This window comes from Actinoplanes sp. NPDC049316 (assembly GCF_040677315.1).
In the GTDB taxonomy this organism is placed as follows: Bacteria; Actinomycetota; Actinomycetes; order Mycobacteriales; family Micromonosporaceae; genus Actinoplanes.
The window spans coordinates 61,982-85,135 of the sequence record NZ_JBFAQM010000032.1; the positions used below are offsets into that span (position 1 = coordinate 61,982).

A 23,154-nucleotide genomic window follows, 5' to 3' on the forward strand; every position below is an offset into this window, starting at 1 on the left:
TATGGTCCACCAATAGCCCCTGACCAGGGCAAACGTGAATCGATTGTTGGCAGTGCGCGAACCGCACCGCTCAGATGCGCGGTGAACTGGGCAAACGGCCTTTGCGTGGTCGGGACCGCCAGCTTCGGTGTGGATGTTCCCGATCGTGGGGTCCGGGCCCTGTGGGTCTACGACGACTGCCGGTGTGCGCGGCAGGCACATCCGGGGTTCGCAACCAACCCGGAGTTGTCCCGCACGGGGTGCTGGCACTGAGCTTATCGGCAGCAAATGAATGCACCGCGGCGGTAGCCTTCCGCCGTGCCGAGTCGTTTCTATCGCCGTGGTTGGGACGAGATCCGCGGTGATGAGTTCGAGCGGGTCTGGAATTCGAACCGCCACGGCCGGCCCGGCTTACGACCGGACCGGGCTGCGGTGTCTCGCGTTACGCGCTGTCGGGGCCCGTCTTGCGGACCAGCATGTACCCGTAGGGCGGCTCCGTCCCCTCGGGCGGGGTGCTGCCCTGGAAGATCATGGTGCAGCTGGCGGTAGTGAAGCGGTCCTGCATCTCCTGGGCCGAGAGCCAGTACCGGTTGAAGTCGATGCCGAGACTGCCGACCAGGCTGTCGGGACCGTTGCGGTGCACCGTGCCGTCGCCGTGCTTGAAAGCTGCCACCAGGTATCCGCCTGGCCGCACCACCCGGGCGAGTTCAGCGAACGCACGGGCCCTCGCGTCCGGCGCCAGGTAGATCAACGAGAACCAGCACACCACTCCGGCCAGCGCTGCGTCCTCGAACGGCAGGTCGCGTAGGTCGGCGACCTCGTACTCGAAGCCCGGGTGCTCGCGTCGGGCCACTTCGACCATCCTGGGCGACAGATCCACCCCGCGCGGCGAGAGGCCACGGCTCGCGAGGTGCGGAAGAAGTCGTCCGGTGCCGCAGCCCACGTCCGCAACCTGGGTACCCACGGCCAGGGTCAGCTCGGCGAACAGGTCGAGCATCGCCCGCTCGACCGGCATGCTCTCCAGCACCCCGGCCAGGTTCTTCGCGTACCACTCCGACAGCACGTCATGCGCGTCCCGTAACTCCTCAGTGCTGGCATCCATCTACGCAAATCTCCCCGTCGCCGACCGTCGCGGCGGCGAATCTACCGCAGATCGCCGTGGTGAACACCGAGGGAACGCCTGCCTGCAGATGGCAGCTCGTTGTGGTGGGTACGAGCTGATTGCGGAATCGGAGGACTTGGTGCGGGCGGTCCCGTCCTGGCCCGCGTTGCGGTGTCACTCAAGCGAGGGACTCCGTGAGCTTCTTGGCGGTGCCACCCTGACGGGAGGAGCCTCAGGTGGCGGGAGATGATGGTGATGGTGAACCGGCGGCGCGTGGCGACGAATATCAAGGTTCTGCCGCCTGGGGTTGTCCCGATCACTGCCGAGGACCATCAGCAGGCCGTCACTGCGCTGGCGCAGCTGATCGAACAGTGGTGGCGCAACCGGCATGACGTTGACCTGTCTGCACAACCGGGCGGCGGGTCGGCGCCATCGAGAGGGCGTAGCGGGCCTGGGGTGGGCCTGGACATCTGATCTCAGGCGACTCGCTGGCCTTCGCTGCCGCTCCGGTTATATGCTCGCGTATATGGGGAAGCGGTTTGACGTCGAGCTGGAACCCGAGGTTCAGCGGTGGTTGGACACCTTGCCGATTCCCGCATATCGGTCAGTCGAATACCATGCGGACAGGCTGGCGGCCTCACCGACCACGCTCGGTGAGCCGTACAGCAAACATCTGCAGGGCGCGGTCCGCGAGTTGCGCTTCCATCTGGGTAGGGCCGCGTGGCGGATCACCTATTGGCTTGCTCCGGCAACGTCGGATCGTGCTGCTGACCGTGTTCCGCAAGACCCGAGACCGGGAGACAAACGAGGTCGAGCGCGCCGTCGCCGCCCAGAAGGTGTGCGAAGCCGAGCACCGGCCAGCGACTCATCTCTACGACCGTGAAGGCGGTAGGCGATGAAGGGGTACCACACCAAGTGGACTATTCCAGATGAACACCGGGAAAGTCCCGAGTACGTCGAGGCGGGCACCCGCATTGCCCTTGGCCAGGCCGTCTATGACCGGCGGATGGTCCTGGGCATCAGCCAGGCCGAGTTGGCGGCACGGGCAGGGACGACGCAGACTGTGATCTCGCGGCTGGAGGGGGGTGCGGTCACACCGACGCTTCCGCTGCTGCACCGCCTGGCCAGTGCTCTGGAAGGTGAGCTCGACCTCAAGATCACGGGTACCGGCCTGCGAGCTGAGTTCCCGATGGCCTCGTAGATCCATGAGTGGTGGTCGGCCTGCCGGGGCCGTAGCGCCCGGGGTGGCTGCCGATGGGGTGAATCGGCACGGCGGGCGGTGCGCCGGTCAGGATGCGAGTCGACGCACTGCCGCTAGGGTCACGATTGGGCCCTGAGCTGCGGGTATGCGGTTCTTGTTCTGCCAACTATGGTCCACCACATTCGGCAGCTCGTGAGCCTTCTGGTTCGCGCCACGGCCGGTAAGGGTCAGTCCGCCCAGGGCTGGCCCTTCGTTGTTCGGTGCTGGTGGCGGGACGCCGACAGCGGCGACGGCCCCCGGCCTCGGCGGCGAGAGGCGGACGGTGCCCTCGTCGGTAGCCTGTTGACCATGGAGTTTGCGGCCGGACCGCCCAGCCAGTGGGTCGTTACGCTCAAGTCTGGTGCCGTCATTCACCTCGCGGCTGACGCCTACGGCGAGCAGGAGGACCACGCGGTCTTCTCGGTTCTGGCCAACGCGAGCGCCGAGGAGCAGCGTGAGATCCAGGTTCTTGCCGCGCCTATGGCAGGCACCAAGGTCGACTTCCTCGTTGCCAGGATCCCGCTGAGTGAGATCGCCAAGGTCGCCGGTGGTTGGTCCTGGAGCGCTGAGCTGAGCGGCTGACCGCTGCAGCAGTCCGATGAGGGCACCGCCGGACGGGTTTCGTCAAACTACGGAAAGTCGTTCGCGTCATGACGGATCGCTACGATCCGACTGGGGGCTCGCATGGACGGCTTGCTGGACACCGGTGACAAGGTCGCTTCGGTGGTTGGCGCCCTGGTCGGGATCGCCGGGCTCGCCCTGACCGTCGCCGGCCTCCGGCGGCGCCGGTCGACGGTGCCGCAGTTGACCGACGCCGCACTGGAGGCACTGCTGCGTGCCCAGGACCAGGACGCCGCGCGGCATCGGTACCGGTTTTTCGGACACGTGCCGGCCCTGACCGACGTGTACGTACGTCAACAGGTCGCCGACTCGGCGACGGCCGAGCTGGCGGTCGGCATCGACGCGATGTTGACCGGCCGTCGTCACGCTGTCCTGCTCGGCGGTGCGGGTGCCGGCAAATCCGCTCTGGTCGCCGCCACGGTCGCCGAGGGGGCGAAGACGGCACTAACAGGTCGCCGGCGAGGAGTCGTCACCGTGGCGGTCGCCGCTGCCGACCTCGTTGGGCATTCGCTGCCGAATGCCCTGGCGCAGGCATGCCTGCATGACCTGAAGGTCGACATCGGGCCGTCGGTGTTCGAGCAACCGCCCGTCCGGGGCGGACGGTGGCGGATCATGATCGACGGTGTCGACGAGATCATCGACTCGGAAGCCCGGTCCCGCCTGCTCTGGTCGATACACCGGTGGCTGGACGAGTCACCGGTGGCCCGGCAGATCGTCGTCGTCAGCCGGCCGCTGCCCGAGGAGGAGATGGCGGAACTCCGGGGCCCCGCGGTCGACGTGTTCGAGCTGCAACCGTTCGGCCAGGACGACCTCGACACCTTCGCGCGGCGCTGGTTCGGAGCGCGGCATCCCGGCCGGCCGGAGGAGGCGGCCGAACTGGCCGTACGTTACGTGGCGCGTGTCGCGGCGGCACGCCTCGGTCCGGTCGCCCGCGTGCCGTTGCTGGCGACCATCGCCGCCATGGTCTTCGAGCAGGACATCGATCGGCCGCTGCCCTCGAGCCGGGCCGAGCTCTACTCGAGATTTGTCGATCATCTGCTGACCGGCCGCCGCGAATCACACCATGTGCGGGAGGCGATGGACACCGCCCTGTCCGAACGGGGAACCGGCGCGGCGCGCTTCGCCGCGTGGCTCCGAGCAGACTTCACGACGACGATCGAGGGCCTCCTCGGCAGCGTCGGCGACGCCTACGTACGCGACCCGCAGGCCGACCTGATCGACGTCGCGACGGATTGGCTGCGCCGGCACGGTGACTACGACGTAGCGGTCTTGGTCCCCGAGGGCAGACAGCTGGTGCGGGATCTGCTTCTCGGCACCGGGGTCATGGTTGTCCGCGGGCGACGGCTGCGGTTCATCCATCAGAGCTTCGCCGAATTCTTCGCCGCCCGTTCGCGCCGGTCCCGGTTCGATGAGGAGGAGTGGCGCTCGCTGGCCGCCAATCCGAGTGCCCGGAGCCTGGCCGGTTTCGAAGCGGCGATGCGATCCGATGCCGATCGTCTCGTCGGCGCTCTCCTCGACGACGGACGTTCCCCGGCCCGGGCCGGAGACCTTCTCGCCGACGGGGTTCCGCTACGGGCCGAGACCCGCCGCCGCGTGCTGGACGGTCTGCTCACCGAATTGTCGAGTGAGGCGGGCGGTGCGGAGGCGCTGCGCGTCCTGCGCGAGTTGAGCATCGACGCCGACGTGGTGCGTCTGCTGGCCGAGTTCGCCACGGACAGGACCGTCAACGAGTGGACCGGTGTCGTGGTCGCAGCCGCGGTTGCCGAGACCGACGAGGCCACCGGCGTACGGCTGCTGCGAGAGGCCGCATCCCGGCTCACCGACCCGGATGCACGCAGACTGGCCGACGAGACTCTGTTCGCCCACGGCGCGGCGGCCAAACCCGTCGAGTGGGAGGCCCGGCGAGCAACCGAACGCCAACCGTTGGGCATCTTCGGCCGCCAGGCGCTCGCGGAACAGGCGTCGGACTCGCACATCGACGACGCGGACCGGGTCAACGCCGCCGTCCGTCTCGCGGACGACGGCGAACCCACCGCTCTCCGCTCGCTGCTGGAAACACCCGAGATCAACGACGACAGCCGGCTCCGTGCCGCTGAGGCCCTGGCGGACCGGGAGGATGACTCCGCCCTGCTCGCCCTGGCAGAGGTGACACCAAGCCCCATCTACTACGTCGTGCGGCCGGTCACCAACCATGCACTCCAGTACCGGGCGCTGATCGTGCTGCACCGCCGGCACCACCCGAAGGTCGTTGAGCTCTTGAGGGCATTCGTCGCCACCACGAGCGCGCCGTGCACCTTCGGCGCGGCGGTCATGCTGAGCGAGCGAGGCGACCTCGATGCCCTCGTCGGCCTGGTTCGGCACGAGCAGCCTCTGATGACGGTGGCCGCGGCGCGGCGGTTGGCTGTGATCGGAGACGCGGCGATGCTGCGCAGGGCGAGAGAGCTCGCGGAGCGGCCTGGCGCACGGGTGTGGCTCGACGCCGGCCTGGCCGCCTGCGGCGTGACGCGGTTCGCCGGCCGTCCGCGGTTGTCGTCGCCCGCCGAGCGGACGGAACTCGACGCGTTCCTCGTGGCACACGGTGATCCTGACGCCTGTCGCCGGCTGCGGGGAAGCCGACTGCCGCGGACGAGTCGCCGGTCGCTGACCGGTCTGGCAGCGGCCGGCGACGAGAAGGCGCTCGCCGAGTTGTCGCTGAGGGCAGGCGCCGGCCGCAGGACTCGAACCAGGTTGCACGCCGCTGCCGCCCTCGGCCGATACGGCGGCGACGCCTGGCACGCACTCCGTGAGATCGCCGCAACTGCACGACCCAGGCTCCGCCTGCACGCCAGCGCCCGCCTCGCATACGAAACCGGCGACCTGCACGCGCTGGTCGACATGATCGTCGACGACAGGCTTCCGGTTCGGCGGCGGATCCGCGCCGCCGAAATACTCGGGCGCAACGTGGACCGCGCGGCGACCGATCTGGTCGACGAGGTGCGAGAGGAACGGCCGCTGTTCGGCCCGGCGATCCGAGTGCAGGTCGAAAGGCGTACGTATCCTCCGTACGGCCACGCGGTGTACATCGAGTCATCGGTCGGCGTCTGGCGGCGATTGCCGAGGAAGCATTCCCTCCGGCTCGAGCGGCTCGCGCTGACGCCGACGCCCACGTTGCTGCTGCTGGCCATCGCCGACGCCGGTCTGCCGCGCGAGGGAGCACTGAACCTGTTGTCAGCCATCGCCAAGGACTCGCGACACTCTCACTTGAACCGTATTCGAGCGGCCCGGACGCTTGGCAAGAGCGGCGACCCGCGAGGCGAGCAGTTGCTTCGCGCGTTCGCCGGTGACCGCCGGGTCGGGCGGCTGCTGCGCTGGCTGATCCTCCTCGACTGGGCGTGGGGGAACGAGTGGGAGGAATTCGCGTCGACGCTTCAGCGCTACGACGAGATCGACGAGGGGAGCCGGGTATTGCGCCTGCCGCGGCGGATCAGGTTCTGGCTCTCCCACCCCAGACAAACGCCCGTTCGTCGTACGACTTCGACATAGGTCATGCGGTGCGCAACCGTTGACCGTCCGCGGTTGTCCGCAGTTGGGCACGACGAGCAGCTCCCGTGGCATTTCGCCCGCCGGGCGCGGCGGTGAGCTCCGGGGCGGTGGGCGCGAGGACGACGATCTTGCCGGGCAGCTCACCCGCGCCGGCCCGGGCGTGAACGGTGGGCAGGTCGGCCAGCGCCACCCGCTCGGCGACCTCGACGCGCAACTCACCGGTGCTCACGCGAGCGGCGAGGCCGGCGAGTTGGTCGGCGTCGCTGCGGACGAACAGGTGCCGTACCCTCCCGCAACTGGCGCATCGCGGCGCCGAACTCGTGACGTTCCACACCGCAAGTGTGCCCGGCCGGTCCGAACAACCGGTGATCACCGGTGGGCGGAGGGCCGGACGTTCTGGTTCAGGCGGAACAGGTTGGTCGGGTCGTAGCGGTCCTTGACCGCCACCAACCGCTCGTACGTGGCCTTCGGGTACGACGCCTGGACACGGTCCTCGCTGGCCTCGCCGGTGAAGTTCACGTACGCCGCGGCGTCCGGTCCGAGAGCTCCGGTCGCCGCGCGGGCCCACTCGACCGCCGTGGGGTAGCCGCCCGCGTCCGCAGACCGGGCCACGATGTTCAGTATGAAGTCCCGGTCGCGGGTGCCGAACGCCGTCGCGCCGGCCGGCACCCGGCCCATCGCGCCGCCGAGGTGGTGGATGTGCAGCTCGGACAGGGGGTTGGGCACCCGGGCGTACGCGTCGCAGACCGCGCCCGCCGTGGCGTCGTCGAGGGCGTCGAAGAAGGCCGACCGGAAGTAGTTGTGCAGACCGCGCGGGTACAGCGGGTCGAGCATGCTCTGCATCCCGACGTACGGCATCGCGCCGAACAGGTCGACCACCACGGGCGCCAGCTCGCGGAACGGCCGGGTCGCGGCGTCACCGTCCTCCGGGCGGCCCGACCACATGCCGAGCACCGCGACGACCGGTTTGCCGTGGATCTCGCCGGGCAGGAACGGCGCCGGCGGGGCGGTGGTCAGGTTGACCACCATGGACAGCTCGTCCGGCGCTTGAGCGGTGGCGGCGCGGAAGCCGCTCAGCACCCGCTGCGCGTCCTCGCCGCGGTAGAAGACCGGTCCGGCGAAGACCGTCGGGCCGGCCTCGTGCAGGCGGAACTCGAACGAGGTGACCACGCCGAAGTTGCCGCCGCCGCCGCGCAGCGCCCACAGCAGCTCGGCGTTCTCGTCCTCGGAGGCGTGCAGATACCGGCCGTCGGCGGTCACGATGTCCGCACCGGTCAGGTTGTCGCAGGCGAGGCCGCAGCGGCGGACCAGCAGGCCGATGCCGCCACCCAGCGTGAACCCCGCGATGCCGGTGGTGGAGATCAGCCCGCCGGTCACCGCGAGGCCGAACGCCTGCGTCTCCGCGTCGAGGTCACTCCACACGGTTCCGCCCTGCGCCGTGGCCGTACGCCGGACGGGGTCGACCCGGACGCCCTTCATCGGCGACAGGTCGAGCACGATGCCCGCGTCCACCGACGAGAAGCCCGGGATGCTGTGGCCGCCGCCGCGGACCGCGAGCGGCAGTCCCTCGCTGCGGGCGAACTCCACCGTCTTCAGCACGTCCGCCACCCCGTGGCAGCGGACGACGAGGGCCGGCCGGCGGTCGTGGGCGCCGTTCCAGATCGACCGCGCCTCGTCGTAGCCCGGGTCCTCCGGACGGATCAGTTCCCCTCGTAACGCCTGAGCCAGCTCGCCGATGGTGGCTTCGCCAAGGGTGTTGGTCATGGTCGCTCCCTGTCGGATCTGTTCGGTCGGCTCCGACGCTAAGACCGCGACCTTCGCAGCGGCTTAGCGTCGCTTAGCCGCTGCCTGCCTCAGGGGCAGGGCCTCGGCCCGGGCTGTGCCGATCCGGCAGCCCAGGCGGCGGAACAGGGCACCCGCCGCGCGGCCGTGGCGCTCGAGGGCCGGCAGGTCGCCGTCGTCGCAGGCGAGCTCGGCGGCGAGCAGCCGGGTCCACGCGTCGAGCCGCACGTATCCCTGGGGTGCGAACGCGTCCACGGCCTGTTCCGCGAGGACCCGCGCGCAGTGCCGCTCGCCGGCGAACATCTCGACGACCGCGAGGTCGAGCAGCGCCCCGCCGACGCCGGGCCCGTCGTCCACGTCCTCGAACCGGTCGAGAGCGACCCGGGCGAGCCGGCGGCCCTCGGCGACGTCACCGACCGCGGCCGACAGCAGGCCCAGGTTGGCGCGGGTGAGGTTCTCGCCGCGCCGGTCGCCGAGGCATTCGCGCAGCCGCAACGCCTCCCGCAGGTGCTCGCCGGCCGGCTCGAACAGCCGCGAGTCCCGCTCGACGCAGCCGAGGTGGTTCAGGGCGTGTGCCAGCCCGGCCGCGTCGCCGATCCGGCCGAACGCGTCGACCGCCTCCCGCGTGGTGGCGAGGGCGCTGGCCAGGTCTCCCGCGAGGCGATGGACGTAGCCGAGCGCCGACAGCGCGTACGCGTGTCCCTGAACGGCCCCCACCCGCCGGCCCAGCAGCCAGGTCTCTTCGAACACCGGCACCAGCGACCCGGCGACCGGCACCAGTGGCATCGACAGCGTCACGGCCGGCAGGAACGGCGCCGCCGCGGGGTCGACGAGTTGCAGCTGCCGCAGGCAGCGGGTGAACCGCAGCTCGGCGGCGCCCACCTCTTCCCGGACCAGATCGGCCAGCGCCGCCAGCCAGTGTGCGGTGGCCGCGACGGGCGGCGTCGGCGGTGGCTCGCCGCCGTCGAGCGCCGCCCGGGTGACCTGGTCCACCTCGTCGAGTTCGGCGACGCCGACCAGCAGGATGCCCCGCATGAGCCGGGCCCAGGTGACGTCGGTCGGCGTTCCCGAGCGCTCGGCGGCCGTGACGGCGGCAGCGCCCAGGCTGGGCAGCCGGTCGCTCAGGCCCCGGCGCGCATCCAGGACCGCGAGCGCGAACCACGCGCGCGCCTGCTCCGGCGACGGTTCCGGCGCCGCGGCGAGGACCCGCTCCAGCCATCCGGAACCCTCGACGAAATGACCCCGCGCGAGCCAGTAGCGCCACAGGCTCACGCCGAGCAGCAAGGCCTGAGGGGGATCGTGGCGTACCGACCAGCCAAGGGCCGCGCGCAGGTTGTCGTGGTCGATGTCGAGCGCCTGCGGACGTTCGACCACGATCCCGGACGCCCGGTCGGTGTCGCTGTCCACGGCCAGGCGCAGGAAATGCCGGCAGTGCGCGGCGTCGAACGCGTCGGCCTCGCCCGCCTCGGCCAGCCGTTCCCTGGCGAGCTGCCTGATCGTCTCGAGCAACCGGTACCGGGACCGGTCACCGGCACGCTCGATCTGTACGAGTGACTTGTCCACGAGCCGGCCGAGGCAGTCGAGGATCTCCGGGGACGCGAGCCGCTCGTCCGAGCAGACGTGTTCGGCCGCCGGAAGCGAGAAGCTGCCGGCGAAGACGGCCAGCCGCCGGAGAAGGAGCTGTTCGTCGCCGGCGAGCAGGGCATGGCTCCACTCCAGTGTGGCCCGCAGCGTCGCGTGCCGGGTCAGCGGGCCCCGGCGGCCGAGCAGGGCCAGCGCCTCGTGCAGCCGTTCGGCGATCTCCACCGCTTCGAGGTGCGACATGCGGGCCGCGGCCAGCTCCAGGGCGAGGGGTATCCCGTCGAGCCGGCGGCAGATCTCCACCACGGCTGCCGCGTTCCCGGCGTCGACGACGAAGCCGGGGCGTACGTCGCAGGCGCGGTCGAGGAACAGCCGTACGGAGGGCAGCGTCGCGAGCCGGCCGAGGTCGTCGCCGAGCCCGGGGTCGGGCACCTCGAGCGACGGCACCCGGAACGTGACCTCCCCGGGCGCGTGCAGCGGCTCCCGGCTGGTGGCCAGCACCGTCACTCCCGGGCAGGCACGGCGTACCGCCCCCGCGAGCTCGGCGCACGCGGCGAGCAGATGCTCGCAGTTGTCGAGGATCAGCAACAGCGTCCTGGGCGCCAGCCTGCCGACCAGCGTCCGCAGCGGATGAGCGCCGGCGCCGGGGTCGAGGCCGAGCGCGGCGGCCACGGTGTTCGCCACCAGCCGCGCATCGGTGAGCTGCGCCAGATCGGCGAACCAGACACCGTCGCGATAGGAGCCGAGCAGCCGCCGCGCCGCCTCCTCGGCGAGCCGGGTCTTGCCGGCGCCGCCGACCCCGGTCAGCGTGAGCAGACCGCCGCGGCCGAGCAGGCGGTGCACCTCGGCGATCTCCCGCTCCCGGCCGACGAAGCTGGTGAGCGGCGACGCCAGGTTGTGCCGCGGCGCGTCCGGTGGCGTGGGCCGCACGTCCGCGCGGTCACCGGTGAGCAGATCCCGGTAGAGCCGCCGCGTCTCCGGATCCGGGTCACTGCCGTATCCCGTGGACAGGTCCTCCCGCAGCCGCTCGTAGCGGGCAAGCGCCTCCGGGCGCCGTCCGGAGGCGGACAGGCGGCGCATCAGTCCCCGGACGGCCCCCTCGTGCAGCGCATCGATCGTGAGCGCCCGCTGCAGCGCCGCGATCGCCTCGGCTTCGCCGGCCTTGGCGGCCAGGTCGATGAGCAGCTCGCACAGGCTCTCCCGCAGGCGTTCGCGGTGCCCGGCCGCCCAGTCCTCGAACCGGTCCTCGGGCAGGAGGTCGCCGGCGTACACCTCGACCGCGGCGCGGATCGCCGCGAGGTCGCCGCCGGCCCGCGCGAGGCCGGCCAGCCGCTCGAACCGCCGCACGTCGACGTCGAGGGGGCCGGTCGCGCACAGCACCACCATCTCGTCGTGCATTTCCAGCAGGCCGCCGTGCGGACCGGCGCCGGCGAGCACCCGGCGGGCGATATGGGCGGCCTGATGCAGGTTGTTCACCGCCGAGGCGACCGGCCGGCCCGGCCACAGCACCTCCAGGAGCACGTCGCGGTGCAGCCGCTGATCCGGTGCCAGCGCCAGGAGTTTGACCAGCGTACGGGCTTTGCGCAGCCGCCACTCGCGGGCCTGGACGGGCGCCCCGTCCCGGTCCACATCGAACCCTCCGAGCAGCTGAATCCGCACGGCCGGCGATGCCGGCGCCGCCGGGCGGGCATCCCCCCGCAGCACAGTGTCGGCCTATCACCGCCGGGTTTCGCCGTCAACGAGTCGGTAACCGTTGTGACTATGGGAGCGCTTCCATATGATGACGCGCATCAATGTTACCGTTCACCTGAGTGCCGGGAGAGAGCCCATGACCAGATCAAGATTGGCCGCGGTCGTGTCGGTGTCGGCCGGCGCCCTCGTGCTGGCCTCGGGGGTGGTCGCGGTGTCGCCGGCCGGCGCCGCCGCTGCGGGATGCTCGGTGCGCTACGCCGTGTCGTCGCAGTGGCAGGGCGGATTCAACGCCGACGTGTCCATCACCAACCTGGGCGACCCGCTGTCCGGCTGGACCCTGACGTGGTCGTACGGCGCCGGGCAAACGGTGACCCAGGCGTGGAACGCCACGGTGGCCCAGAGCGGCTCGGCGGTGACCGCGACGAACGTGAGCTACAACGGCTCGGTCCCGGCCAACGGCACGGTGTCGTTCGGCTTCAACGGCTCCTGGACCGGCAGCAACCCGGTCCCGGCGAGCTTCGCGCTCAACGGCGTGGCCTGCACCGGCGGGACGGTCCCGTCGTCGCCGTCCACCCCGCCGTCCACCCCGCCGTCCACCCCGCCGTCCACCCCGCCTTCGACGCCGCCTGGCGGCACCTGCACGCTGCCGTCGAGCTACCGCTGGACGTCGACGGGTCCGCTGGCCGAGCCGAAGAACGGGTGGGTGTCGCTGAAGGACTTCACCAACGTCGTCTACAACGGCAAACACCTGGTGTACGCGTCGAACGTCGCCAACGGGTCGTACGGCTCGATGAACTTCGGTCTGTTCACCAACTGGTCGGACATGGCGTCGGCCAGTCAGAACGGGATGAGCCAGGGCACGGTGGCGCCCACGCTGCTCTACTTCGCGCCGAAGAACATCTGGGTGCTGGCCTATCAGTGGGGTCCGACGTCGTTCAGCTACAAGACCTCCACCGATCCGACCAACGCCAACGGCTGGTCCAGCGCTCAGACGCTGTTCACGGGGACGCTTCCCGACGCACCCTACGGCGTCATCGACCAGACGCTCATCGGCGACGGGCAGAACATGTACCTGTTCTTCGCCGGGGACAACGGCAAGATCTACCGGGCCGGCATGCCGATCGGGAACTTCCCGGGCAGCTTCGGCTCGTCCTACACGACGATCATGAGCGACTCGACCAACAACCTGTTCGAGGCGGTCGAGGTCTACAAGGTCGCGGGCCAGAACCAGTACCTGATGATCGTCGAGGCGATCGGCAGCCAGGGCCGCTATTTCCGCTCATTCACGTCGTCCAGCCTGAGCGGCACCTGGACCCCGCAGGCCGCCACCGAGAGCAACCCGTTCGCCGGCAAGGCCAACAGTGGGGCCACGTGGACCAACGACATAAGCCACGGTGACCTGGTGCGCACCAACCCGGACCAGACCAAGACCGTCGACCCGTGCAACCTGCAACTGCTCTACCAGGGCAAGAACCCCAGCGCCGGCGGCGACTACAACAACCTGCCGTGGCGACCCGGACTGCTCACCCTGCAGCGATGAACCGCCGGAGGATGGGCGCGGTCATCGCCGCCACCCTGTCGATCACCGCGGGGGGCGTGGCCCTCGGCGCGGCACCGGCAGGCTCGACGTCTCCAAGATCGCCGTGGCGGGCTGGTCCTGTGGCGGTCTGGAGGCGTACGCCGTCTCGAACGATCCGCGGATCACCACGACGGCGATCTTCAGCAGCGGACTGCTCAACGATGCCGACGACTACCAACTGAGGCGGCTGACCAAGCCGATCGCGTCCTTCATCGGCGGTCCGGGCGACATCGCGTACCCGAACGCCATCGACGACTGGGGCAAGCTCCCGGCCGGGTTGCCCGCCTTCACGGGCAACCTGAACGTGGGGCACGGCGGCACGTACGACCAGGTCAACGGCGGTGAGTTCGGTCGGGTGGCGGTGCTCTGGCTGAAGTGGCGGCTCAAGGGTGACACCGCGGCCGGCACCGCCTTCGTCGGCCCGGACTGCGGGCTGTGCCACAGCCAGTGGCAGGTCCAGCAGAAGAACCTGACGCTCGGCGGCGACACCCCGCCGGGCCAGGGAAGCCCCGCCTGTTCCGCGGCGTACGCGGTGCAGGATCAGTGGAGCGGAGGCTTCGTCGCCGCCGTGACCGTCACCGGGGGGTTCCGCCGGGCTCAACGGCTGGCGGGTCTCCCTCGGGCTCCCGGGCGGGGCGTCGATCACCTCGCTCTGGAACGGCGTCGCCGACGGGACAGCCGGCGCCGTCACCGTCACGAACCAGGCCTGAAACGGACGGCTGGCCGCCGGCCGGAGCACCACCTTCGGCTTCCAGGGCACCGGGACCGGCAGCGGAGCCACGGTCGCCTGCACCGGAAGCTGAACCGCAGAAGGGACCTGAGCCAATGCCCGCACCCTCGGACCGTCCCGGCCGCCCGCCCTCGCTGTCCCGCGCCTGGGCCGGAGTCGCGGCCATGCTGCTGGCGTTCGCCGGCGTGCTGGTCGCGCTCCCCGCCCCGGCGCAGGCCGCGACCACGATCACCGTCGACGGCACGTCCGGCGGGCGGGTGTTCGACGGGGTCGGGGCGATCAGCGGGGGTGGCGGCAACAGCCGGCTGCTGATCGATTATCCCGAGCCGCAGCGCAGCGAGATCCTCGACTATCTGTTCAAGCCGGGCTACGGCGCCGCCATGCAGATCATGAAGGTGGAGATCGGCGGGGACACCAACTCGACGTCCGGCGCCGAACCGAGCCACGAGCACGTCCGCGGCGCGGTGAATTGCGACCGCGGGTACGAGTGGTGGTTGATGGGCCAGGCCAAGTCGCGCAATCCGGCCATCAAGCTCGTCGGGCTGGCCTGGGGAGCGCCCGGCTGGATCGGCAACGGCAGCTTCTGGTCGGGCGACTCCATCGACTACCTGATCGCCTGGCTCGGCTGCGCCGCCTCGCACGGGCTCACGATCGACTACCTCGGCGGCTGGAACGAGCGCGGCCGCGATCTGACCTGGTACAAGAACCTTCGCTCCGCGCTCACCTCGCATGGGTACGCGAACGTGAAGATCGTGGCCTCGGACGAGTTCGGCTGGGGCGCGGCGGACGACGGCCGGCGTGACGCCGCGTTCGCCGCCGCGGTGTCGGTCTACGGCAGTCACTACGTCTGCGGTTACCGCAGCGCGCAGACCGACTGCCCGAGCTCGGCCACCGCGGTGAGTTCCGGCAAGACGCTGTGGGCCAGCGAGAACGGCTCCGACGACTACAACGCCGGCGCGCAGGCGCTGGCCCGTGGCATCAACCGGGACTACATCGACGGCAAGATGACCGCGTACCTCAATTGGCCCGTCATCGCCGCGATCACCCCGAACGTGCCCTGGAGCACCACCGGCGTGGCAGTGGCCCCGCAGCCATGGTCCGGCTACTACTCGATCGGCAAGAGCACCTGGGTGATGGCGCAGACCACCCAGTTCACCGCACCGGGATGGCGCTATCTCGACGGTGCCAGCGGCTACATCGGCGGCAACAAGGGCAACGGGAGTTACGTGTCGCTGAAGGCTCCCGGCAACCGCGACTACAGCACCGTCATCGAGACGATGGACGCCACCACGGCGCAGGACCTCACCTTCAGCGTCACCGGGGGTCTGTCGACCGGCACTGTGCACGTGTGGTCCACCAACGTCCGGTCGGGCAACGCCGCGGACCACTTCGTGCGGCGCAGCGACATCACGCCGTCGAACGGCTCGTTCTCGCTCACCGTCCAGCCGGGGTACGTCTACAGCATCACCACCACCACCGGCCAGGGCAAGGGAACCGCGGTCAGCCCGGCGCAGGGCGCCTTCGCGCTGCCGTACGCCGACGACTTCGACGGCTACCAGACCGCGCGGGAGGCGCGGTACCTCATGGACCACCAGGGCTCGTTCGAAGTGGTCGCGTGCGGCGGCGGGCGTGCCGGTCAGTGCGTACGGCAGATGTCGGAGCAGATCCCGATCTTCTGGACGTCGGGTCATGCCGAGCCGTTCTCGCTGCTGGGCGACCTGAGCTGGCGCAACTACACCGTCGCCTCCGACGTCATGCTGGAGAGGGCGGGCTACGTGCAGCTGATCGGCCGCGCCGGCACCTACAACCACGAGGGCCCGCAGAACCTCAACGCCTACTACCTGCGGGTCGCGGACAACGGATCGTGGTCCATCCGCAGCAACTCCACCGGCGGCAACCAGCGGACCCTGGCAAGCGGCACCACGGCCGCCCTGGGCACGGGCCGCTGGCACAAGCTGGCGCTGACGGTCGACGGCGGCAGCGTGACCGCCGCCCTCGACGGCACCACGCTGGGCACCGTCAGCGACTCGACGTGGGTGGCCGGCCAGATCGGTTACGCCACCGGCCAAGGCGTGAGCGCCCAGTTCGACAATCTGTCCGTCACCCCGCTCGGTGGCGGCACGACGCCCACCGGGCCGATCCGTGGCGCGGGCTCCAACCGGTGCCTCGACGTCAACGGCGCCGGCCAGGCCGACGGCACGGTCGTGCAGATCTGGGACTGCAACGGCGGCGCCAACCAGACTTGGACGGCGACCTCCGACGGCCGGCTCACCGTCTACGGCAGCAGGTGCCTCGACGCGCCGAGCGCCGCGGCCGGGGCCCGGATCCGGATCTGGTCGTGCACGGGCGGCGCCAACCAGCAGTGGCGGATCAACGCCGACGGCACGATCGTCGGCGTCCAGTCCGGACTGTGCCTGGACGTGACCGGAGCGGGGACGGCCAACGGCGTGGCGGTCGAGCTGTGGACGTGCAACGGCGGCAGCAACCAGCAGTGGATCAGATAGGAATCTCGAGCATTCGCCGCCGACATTGTCGGGTCCGCAAAAAAGGAAGTAAACCTTCCTGATCCAGCGCCGGGCAACCGGGGTCGCCCGAAGGCCGGGGCGGAAATTGTCACGCTGCGTCGGTAACCGACGGGCATCCCGGTCCTGCGCCTCTTCACCCTGCGTACGCGCATCGCCGTTACGCCCGATTCCGCAGCGTACGGCGCCGGCGTTCATCCACTTCGGACGGGTTTTTAAAAAAGTCGAAACATTGACGACACGTACTGGACCCATTTACGGTCCTGCCAAGAGAGCGCTCTCACACCATTCCCAGAACCGCCACAGTGGAGGCGTCATGCAGCTACGTGTCCGACGCGCGGCAGCCGGAGATCCCGGCCGCCCCGCATCCCGAGCCCTCACCGGCAGGGCTTTCGTCCTGGCCGTCGTCGCCTCCGTCACGGCCGGGCTCGCGGCGACGGCCGTCGCCTCCACTGCCGACGCGGCCGCCGTGGGAGCGGGCAGCCACACGGAGACGCTTCCTCCCGGAGCCTCGCTGCCCACCGGCTGCGGCTCGCTGTCCACCAACCCCCGGCAGTTCCTGACCGCCGACGCGCCGGCCGGCCCGGTCCCCACCAACGACTGGTGGTCGTCGCTGGTGTTCAAGAAGTTCGACTGCAACTACAGCGAGAACCTGCACGCGCACCCGATCAGCTACGACACCACCGCGGGCGGGCTGGGCTTCTCCTACAACACCAAGCCGCAGATCAGCGGCTCGGCCACCGGCGTCGGTGAATACCACTACGTGTACGCCGAGGACTTCACCGCCGGCGTCACGGGGATGAACGCGCCGAAGGTGCTCGTCGACAACTGGAGCGACTGGACGGTCACCCCGTACTGGAGCGACGGCGCGCGCACCATGAAGGCCACCATCGGGCACGGCCTGCCCTTCGCCTACTTCCAGGTCACCGGCGGCAACGCCCAGATCACCGCCGTGAGCACCCCGACCGTCTGGTCCGGCAGCGGCCCGTGGATCGGCTACACCGTCGCGGGCAAGGACTACGTCGCGTACGCGCCCAGCGGCGCGAGCTGGTCGGTCTCGGGCAACGTCATCACCTCCGGCCTGGCGGGCAAGGGCTACTTCTCCATCGCCGCGCTGCCCACCACGCCGTCCACCGGCACCGCCGAGAAGGTCGCCCTGGCCACCTCGTACGGGAAGTACGCGCACAACCACGTCACCGGCACCAAGGTCTCGTACTCCTACGACCAGGCCGCCGGACGCGTGTCGACGACGTACTCGTACACCACCACGGCGCGGGAGGGCGACGGCACCGGCACGGTCATCAGCCTGTACCCGCACCAGTGGCGGGCGCTGACCGGCGCCACTCCGATCGCACAGACCTACGTCAGCGCCCGGGGGGCGATGAAGACGCTGGTCGGCAGGTCCTCGTTCACCACGTCGGCGGTCTTCTCGGGCGTTCTGCCGGAGATCCCCGCGGTGGCCGACAGCAGCGGCGCCGACCTCACCACGCTCAACGGCTACCTGGACGCGGTCAAGGGCAACCCGATGGACGTACGCGGCAACGACACCTACTGGACCGGCAAGGGGCTCGGCCGGGCCGCCCGGATCGCCGAGATCGCCGACCAGCTCGGCCGTACCGACGTCCGTGACACCGCGCTCACCGCCATCCGGGAGCGGCTCACCGACTGGCTGACCGCCTCGCCGGGCGAGACCCAGCGGCTGTTCTACTACGACCGCAACTGGGGAACCCTGATCGGCTACCCGGCGTCGTACGGCTCCGACCAGGAGCTCAACGACCACCACTTCCACTACGGGTACTTCATCGCCGCGGCGGCCACGCTGGCCAAATTCGACCCGGCCTGGGCCGCGAACGCCCGCTACGGCGGCATGATCGACCAGCTGATCCGGGACGCCAACAACTACGACCGGACCGACAACCGGTACCCGTACCTGCGTGACTTCGACATCTACGCCGGGCACGACTGGGCGTCCGGACACGGCGCCTTCTTCGCCGGCAACAACCAGGAGTCCTCCTCCGAGGGTATGAACTACGCCAACGCGCTCATCCAGTGGGGACAAGCCACCGGCAACACCGCGGTGCGCGACGCCGGCATCTTCATCTGGACCACCCAGTCCGCCGCGATCAACGAGTACTGGTTCGACGTCCACGACGAGAACTTCCCCGCCGCGTTCGGCCACAGCACGGTCGGCATGGTGTGGGGCGACGGCGGGGCGTACGCCACCTGGTTCACCGCGGCGCCCGAGATGATCCAGGGCATCAACATGCTGCCGATCACCGGTGGACACCTCTACCTCGGCAACGATCCCGCGTACGTACGCTCCAACTACGCCGAGGTGGTCCGCAACGCCGGCCACGAACCGACCGTGTGGCAGGACATCCTCTGGTCCTTCCTGGCGCTCGGCGACGGGGAGGCGGCACTGGCCAAGTTCCGGGCGAACAGTGGCTACACCCCGGAGGAGGGCGAGAGCAAGGCGCACACGTTCCACTGGATCCGCAACCTGGCCGCCCTCGGCACGACCGATCCCTCGGTCACCGCGAACCACCCGCTCGCCCGGGTCTTCGTCAAGAACGGCGTCAAGACGTACGTGGCCGCCAACATCACCGCGAAGCCGCTGACGGTGAGCTTCTCGGACGGCCGGACCCTCACCGTGGCAGCGGGGAAAACGGCCACCGCCGGCGCCTTCACCTGGACCGGCGGTGACGCGACCGGTGGCGGCGTCGAGCCGACGCCGACCGGCACCGGCCCCACGCCGACCGACCCGACCACCAGCCCCACGCCCACCCCGACGGCCACCACCGACCCGACGCCCACGCCGACGGCCACCACCGACCCGACGCCGACGCCGACCACCCCGGGCGGCGCCATCCGGTTCCTGCAGGCCGGGGGAGCCCTGGCGGGAGCGGCCGGCGCCACCGGTACGGCGGCCGTGCCGAAGGCCGCGCACATCGCGGACGACCAGCCGCACGACCCGGTGACCTTCACCGCCACGGGACTCGACCTGACCCGTCAGCCGGGCGCGCAGACCACCTTCGACCTCGCGGTGGATGCGGGCACGACGGTCGGCAACGCCACCCAGGTACGGATCTCGTACGACCTGACCGGCGACGGCTCGTTCGAGCGGGTCGAGACGTACCGGTACTTCGCCACCGACCCGGTTCCCGGGTGGGAGAGGTACCGGGACACCGCGGGCCTGGCCTCGGCCACGGGAAGCCTGGGTGACCTCAGGAACGGCACGGTCCGGGTGGAGGTCTGGAGCCCGATCGGCTCCGGCCCGTCCACCGTCTCGCTCGGCAGTCTGTCCTCTGTGCACCTGCCGTACGAGTGAGCTGACCGGCGCCGGTGACCGAGCAGCGCCGCGTGGCCCGTAGCCACGCGGCGCTGCCGCGTCATCTGCGCTGACAGGTCCTCTCGTACGGCAGGTCGGGGACGTAGCGGGCCCATTCCTCCCGGGTCAAGCCGCCGGTGATCTCACACGCGCGCTCGACGGCCCGGCCGCGGAGGCCGTTGAGGTGTCTCAGGTCCCACACCGCGGCGGTGCGGCGCGAGCCGTTGGCGAGGCTCATCCCGTCGGCGCTGAACGCCACCGTGGACGTCGAGCCGACGTCGCCGTCGAGCCGGGCCAGCCGGCGGGGGTTGCTGCGGTCGGTGAGATCCCACAGCAGGATCTCGCCGTCCGGGCCGCTGTTGACCAGCGTCCGTCCGTCCGGGCTCAGCGTGATCGCGCGGCTCGATCCGGATTCGCCGACGATCTGGGCGGTCTGGCGGGGACGGTCCCGGTCGGTCGTGTCCCACAACAGCACGACGCCGTACGAGCCGGCGGTGGCGAAGGTCCGTCCGTCGGCGCTGAGCGCCACTTCGTCCAGGGCGCCGGTGGAGTCGTTGAGCAACGCGGCCTTGCGGGGCGCGGCCGGCGTGGCCAGGTCCCACAGCTGGGCGTTCAGGCCGTTGCTGACGGCGAGGGTCTTCCCGTCGGCGCTCAGCGACATCGTGTCCACTCCGTACATGATCGCCTCGAAGCGGGCGAGCCGGCGCGGTGTGCGGTGGTCCGCCACGTCCCACAGCTGAACGGTGCCGTCGGCGAGGCCCACGGCGAGGAGCCGTCCGTCGGCGCTGAGGGCCGACGCGGACACCGACGTCGTCTCCCCGGCCTCCGTGGCGATCGTGCGGCCGGCGGACAGGTCGGCGGTGTCCCACAGCCGTACGGCGTCGGTGCTGCTGGTGATGACGGTGCGCCCGTTCGCACTGAGCGCCACCGCGTCCAGCGAGTCGAGGTGACCCTCGAGCCGGCCCAACCGGCGGGGTTCGCCGGGCCGGGACAGGTCCCACACCTGCGCGGTGCCGTCGTAGCTTCCCGTGACGAACACCCGGCCGTCGGCGCTCAACGCGACGCCGCTCACCTCGTCGCGGTGGCCGGCGACCTGGCTGACGCGCCGGGGGCCGGTGCGGTCGGTCAGGTCCCACAACTGCTCGGTGTAGTTGCGGCCTTCCATGGCCAGGGTGTGCCCGTCGGCGCTGAGCCCGATCGAGTTGACCGGCCCGGAGTAGTCGGTGAGCTGGGCGATGCGTACGGGCTTGGCGGGCTGCGACAGGTCCCATCCGAGGACGGTGTGGTTCGCGTAGCCGGCCACGAGGGTGTGCCCGTCGGCGCTGAGCGCCATCGAGCTCACCCACCCGGGGCCGTCGGTGAGCTGGGCGACACGACGGGGGTCGCGGCGGTCGCTGATGTCCCACAGCGAGACGGGAAGATCCCGCTGGCTGACGGCGAGCATACGCCCGTCCGCGCTGAGCGACGGTTCGGCGTGGGAGCGCGCGAGTTCGGCCGGCGCGGCCAGCCGGCGTGGGTTGCGGCGGTCGCTCAGGTCCCACACGACGGTCTCCTTCCACGTGCTCGTCACGAGGGTGCGCCCGTCGGCGCTGAGGGCCATGCCCGACACCTGCGCGTCGGGGTCGGTCAAGCCGGCCAGGCGCCTGGGGTGGCGCGGATCGGTCAGGTCGTACACCAGGGCGGAGCCGTCCCAGCTGCCGCTGACGAGGGTGCGGCCGTCGGCGCTGAGGACCACTGTGGTCACCACGTCGGTGTGGTCGGCGAGCCGGGCGACGAGGCGGGGGTGACGGCGGTCGTCGAGGTTCCACAGCAGGACGGTCCCGTCCTGGCTGCCCGTGGCGAGGACCCTCGCGTCCCGGCTGAGCGCGACGCTCCCGAGGTAATCGGAGAAGCCGGTGAGCTGGGCCAGGCTGTGCGGGGTGCCGCCTTCGGGCAGACTCCAGAGCCGTACGGTGCTGTCCGCGCTCCCGGTCACCAGGAGGCGCCCGTCGGCGCTGAACGCCGTCGCCGTCAGCGATCCCCGGTGACCGGTGAGGGTGCCCGCGTACCGCGTCCCGGCCAGCGTGTTGACCAGCCCGGCCTCGGCGCGGTCACCCGGGTGGATCTGCGCCGCGGCGACGCCGAGCAGCGTCGCCGTTCGCGGATCGTGCTCCCGGACGGAGTCCGCCTGGCCGATCAGGCGCTGGCTGACGCCGATCCTCTGCTGCGTGCGCGCCGCCTGTTCCTGCCGCCGTGCCTCGGTGGCGGCCTTCTCGGCCTTGCGCCGCTGCTCGGCGGCGAGGGCCCGCTGGCGTTCGGCCTCGACCGCCGCGCGGTCCGCCCGGGCCTGCTGCCGGTCGGCGACGTCGCGTTGCCGGCGTGCCTCGGCGGCGGCCTTCTCGGCCTTGCGCTGCTCCTCGGCGGCGAGGGCCCGTTCGCGTTCGGCCTCGGCCGCCGCGCTGTCGGCCCGGGCCTGCTGGCGGCTCGCCTCGGCGGCGGCCTGCGCGGCGTTGCCCTGCTGCCGGTTCGCCTCGGCGGCGGCCTGCACGGCGTTGCCCTGCTCCCGGCGGGCGTCCGCGGCGGCCTGCTGAGCGCGGTCCTGCTCGTCCCCGGCGATCTGTTGCTGACGTTGCGCCTCGGCCGCGTACGCCGCGGCGGCGTCGCGTTGCCGTTCGGCCAGCTGCTGCTGCCGCGACGCCTCGACCGCCGACGCGGATGCCGTACGCGCATTGTGCACCGCGAGCCAGCCGGTGCCCGCGGCCAGCACGATGAGCAGCCCCACGATCGCGAGAACGCCGCGGCGCAACCGGATCACCCGGCGATGCTGGGCCACATCCTCGCTGTCGAGGTCCTCTTTGCTCATGCCGTGCATGGCCGCGGCCAGTTCGGCCACGGCCTCGCGGAACCGGTCGTGCCGCAGGTCGAGTTCGCTCTCCGAGCGAGCCCAGCGCAGATCCAGGTGCCGCGGCTCCTCGCGGAACACGCCGCGCAACGCCGGCGGTACGGCCGTCGACCGCTCCCAGTCGAAGTCGCCCCGGGCGGCGTCCCACACCCACTCCCCGGAGGTCACGACGGGCAGCAGCCGGTCCACCGGGTGCTGCTTCAGCCAGGCCTCGACCTCCTGGTTGACCCAGCGCGACTCCGCCGCCTCCGGGCAGGCCAGGAGCACGAAGTGCTGGGATCCGGAGAGCGCCGTACGGATCGACGACCACAGCGCCGGGCTGACCCCGAGGCCGGTCTGGTCGCGGAAGACCTCGAGCGCCCGGCGCCGGTGCCACGGCCTCGCCAGCCGTTGCAGGCCGCGCTGCAAGGCCGGTGCCAGAGCTCCGTCGGCCGCATGGCTGTAGGAGATGAAGGCGTCATAAGCCATCTCGAGGCCCCCCGTCGCAAAGTTCGCGCCAGATTGTGCCGCAGCACTGTGGGGTACGTCGATGGCGGCCGAGCCGGGAAGGCGGGGCCGGCCGCCGGGCGGGGACCTAGTTGCAGGGCAGGGTGCC

14 protein-coding genes and 1 pseudogene are annotated in these 23,154 nt (G+C 70.9%); 9 read left to right on the forward strand and 6 right to left on the reverse strand.

What is annotated here, in order from left to right; all coding sequences use genetic code 11:
- Nucleotides 1-421: 421 nt before the first annotated feature.
- Nucleotides 422-1,081, reverse strand: coding sequence for a class I SAM-dependent methyltransferase (locus tag AB0K03_RS34220; RefSeq protein ID WP_364693843.1), 660 nt, complete (start codon nt 1,079-1,081; stop codon nt 422-424).
- A gap of 246 nt (nt 1,082-1,327) precedes the next feature.
- Between AB0K03_RS34220 and AB0K03_RS34225 the strand changes: the two genes are divergently transcribed.
- The 6 genes and pseudogenes from AB0K03_RS34225 to AB0K03_RS34250 all read left to right on the forward strand — a co-directional run bounded on the left by AB0K03_RS34225 (nt 1,328) and on the right by AB0K03_RS34250 (nt 6,464).
- A complete protein-coding gene (locus AB0K03_RS34225; RefSeq protein WP_364693846.1) occupies nt 1,328-1,555 on the forward strand; it encodes a hypothetical protein in 228 nt (75 codons plus the stop codon).
- A gap of 52 nt (nt 1,556-1,607) precedes the next feature.
- Nucleotides 1,608-1,817, forward strand: a pseudogene (locus AB0K03_RS34230) (type II toxin-antitoxin system RelE/ParE family toxin); the annotation flags it as partial.
- 25 nt (nt 1,818-1,842) lie between these two features.
- On the forward strand, nt 1,843-1,980 hold the full coding sequence (locus AB0K03_RS34235; protein ID WP_364693913.1) for a hypothetical protein: 138 nt from the start codon (nt 1,843-1,845) through the stop codon (nt 1,978-1,980).
- Nucleotides 1,977-2,282, forward strand: coding sequence for a helix-turn-helix domain-containing protein (locus AB0K03_RS34240; RefSeq protein ID WP_364693849.1), 306 nt, complete (start codon nt 1,977-1,979; stop codon nt 2,280-2,282). The genes AB0K03_RS34235 and AB0K03_RS34240 overlap by 4 nt, the downstream gene beginning before the upstream one ends.
- Before the next feature lie 348 nt (nt 2,283-2,630).
- Nucleotides 2,631-2,903, forward strand: coding sequence for a hypothetical protein (locus AB0K03_RS34245; protein ID WP_364693852.1), 273 nt, complete (start codon nt 2,631-2,633; stop codon nt 2,901-2,903).
- Nucleotides 2,904-3,005: 102 nt separating this feature from the next.
- Entirely contained in the window at nt 3,006-6,464 is a 3,459-nt protein-coding gene (locus tag AB0K03_RS34250; protein ID WP_364693854.1) for a hypothetical protein, read from the forward strand.
- Between the two features lies 1 nt (nt 6,465).
- On the opposite strand, the gene AB0K03_RS34255 is transcribed toward AB0K03_RS34250, so the two are convergent.
- The 3 genes from AB0K03_RS34255 to AB0K03_RS34265 form a co-directional block, all read right to left on the reverse strand.
- Nucleotides 6,466-6,693 carry a hypothetical protein gene (locus AB0K03_RS34255; RefSeq protein WP_364693857.1) on the reverse strand — a complete coding sequence of 76 codons (228 nt, stop codon included), beginning with the start codon at nt 6,691-6,693 and terminating at the stop codon, nt 6,466-6,468.
- A 140-nt stretch (nt 6,694-6,833) separates the two neighbouring features.
- Nucleotides 6,834-8,228: an FAD-binding oxidoreductase gene (locus tag AB0K03_RS34260; RefSeq protein ID WP_364693860.1), complete on the reverse strand. Its 1,395-nt coding sequence runs from the start codon at nt 8,226-8,228 to the stop codon at nt 6,834-6,836.
- 63 nt (nt 8,229-8,291) lie between these two features.
- Nucleotides 8,292-11,486, reverse strand: a complete 3,195-nt coding sequence (locus AB0K03_RS34265; RefSeq protein WP_364693863.1) for a BTAD domain-containing putative transcriptional regulator — start codon at nt 11,484-11,486, stop codon at nt 8,292-8,294.
- Between the two features lie 169 nt (nt 11,487-11,655).
- On the opposite strand from AB0K03_RS34265, the gene AB0K03_RS34270 reads away from it, so the two are divergent.
- Nucleotides 11,656-13,059, forward strand: a complete 1,404-nt coding sequence (locus AB0K03_RS34270; protein ID WP_364693865.1) for a non-reducing end alpha-L-arabinofuranosidase family hydrolase — start codon at nt 11,656-11,658, stop codon at nt 13,057-13,059.
- Here the strand turns inward: AB0K03_RS34270 and AB0K03_RS34275 are convergent.
- Nucleotides 13,043-13,933, reverse strand: coding sequence for a hypothetical protein (locus AB0K03_RS34275; RefSeq protein ID WP_364693868.1), 891 nt, complete (start codon nt 13,931-13,933; stop codon nt 13,043-13,045). The two genes, AB0K03_RS34270 and AB0K03_RS34275, sit on opposite strands and share 17 nt — an antisense overlap.
- Before the next feature lie 59 nt (nt 13,934-13,992).
- On the opposite strand from AB0K03_RS34275, the gene AB0K03_RS34280 reads away from it, so the two are divergent.
- A complete protein-coding gene (locus AB0K03_RS34280) occupies nt 13,993-16,332 on the forward strand; it encodes a ricin-type beta-trefoil lectin domain protein (RefSeq protein WP_364693908.1) in 2,340 nt (779 codons plus the stop codon).
- A gap of 334 nt (nt 16,333-16,666) precedes the next feature.
- Complete coding sequence (locus AB0K03_RS34285) at nt 16,667-19,678, forward strand: glycosyl hydrolase (protein WP_364693871.1); 3,012 nt, start codon at nt 16,667-16,669, stop codon at nt 19,676-19,678.
- Between the two features lie 61 nt (nt 19,679-19,739).
- On the opposite strand, the gene AB0K03_RS34290 is transcribed toward AB0K03_RS34285, so the two are convergent.
- A complete protein-coding gene (locus AB0K03_RS34290) occupies nt 19,740-23,027 on the reverse strand; it encodes a TIR domain-containing protein (protein ID WP_364693874.1) in 3,288 nt (1,095 codons plus the stop codon).
- Nucleotides 23,028-23,154 lie beyond the last annotated feature (127 nt).